We start from the raw sequence: 1,140 nt of genomic DNA on the forward strand, positions 1-1,140 counted from the left end.
TGAAGGTGTAGTCCGCCAGCAGCCCGATGGCCGAAGGCGCGGAGAGCGGCGCCGACGCCGTCACCGCCCGGCCCGTGACCTGCATCTCGCGGTGTGCTGCCAGCGCCACGTAGCCGCCCTGCGAGTAGCCGGTGATCAGCAGCGAGCCCGCGTCGGTGGCGTCGATGCCCGTGAAAGTCTTGCGCGCCGCGGTGAGCGCGTCCACCATGTCCTTGCCCTGCTGGTCGCCGTCGAGGTACGGGTGGTAGGCCAGCGTCGACTTGTCGTAGCCCGCATAGTTGGGCGCCACCACGATGTAGCCCTGCGCCGCGAACATGGCGGCGATCGTCAGGCCCTCGCCGGCGGCCGGCTGGGTGGAGTCGGTCCATTTGGCGAGGTTGTAGTTGCGCGCGGCCGTGGTGCCGTGCGCATAGAGCACCACGGGATGCGGCCCGTTGCAGGCCACGTCGGTACCGGCGGGCAGCATGATCGCGGCGGTGGCGTTGGTGGCCTCGTTCTTGCCGCCGATGGTGCGGTATTCGAGGTAGCGCACCGCGACCCCGCACCGGGGCGTGCCCGCCACCTGCAGCAGGGCCTTGCCCTGGTCGGTCGCCTGGAGGTTGGTGCGGAGCTGGTCGGCCGAGAGCTTGGCGGTCTGCTCGGGCGGATCCGTGACGACCGAGCCGCGGCCGGTGTCGCCGGTTGGCGGTGGAAAGCCGATGCCGATGCCGCCGCCCCCTCCACCACCACCGCCGCAGGCCGCCAGCAGCAGCGTGGCGCCGGCCAGAGCCGCAACCTTGTGCAGCGGAGTGGGGAGTTGTCGTTGCGGCTTTTTCAAGGCGTTGCTCCTGGATGTTGTCGAATCGAACGGGCGTCCGATTCTGTGCAGCGCCACGGCCGCGCGCAAGCGGCGCGTCTACCTAGAGAAGTTTTCAGTACACGGCCGCTGCCAAGCGGCCGAAGGCCCTCAGTTGTCCTGCGACGCCCAATCAACCAGCGCATCGAACGCGGCGCGCGCGGCTCCCGCGTTCTCGCCGTTGGCGATGGCCACCAGCACATAGCGGCGGCCGCTTGCGCCGTGCACATAGCCGGCCACGCCGGCCGCATCGCGCAGCGAGCCGGTCTTCAGGTGGGCCGCGCCGCCCGAGCGCAGCGTGCGCT

Annotated in this window: 2 protein-coding genes; both read right to left on the bottom strand. The window is 70.7% G+C overall.

Translation table 11 applies throughout. The annotated features are described in order from the left end of the window. Positions 1-817, bottom strand: an 817-nt coding sequence (locus tag AC1DOC_RS34545; protein ID WP_478131693.1) for an alpha/beta hydrolase family protein, incomplete at its 3' end; no start/stop codon positions are given. A gap of 129 nt (positions 818-946) precedes the next feature. After that, the coding region (locus AC1DOC_RS34550; RefSeq protein WP_478131694.1) for a D-alanyl-D-alanine carboxypeptidase at positions 947-1,140 on the bottom strand (194 nt) is incomplete at its 5' end.

It is taken from the genome of Variovorax sp. 01T439_2 (assembly GCF_056398445.1).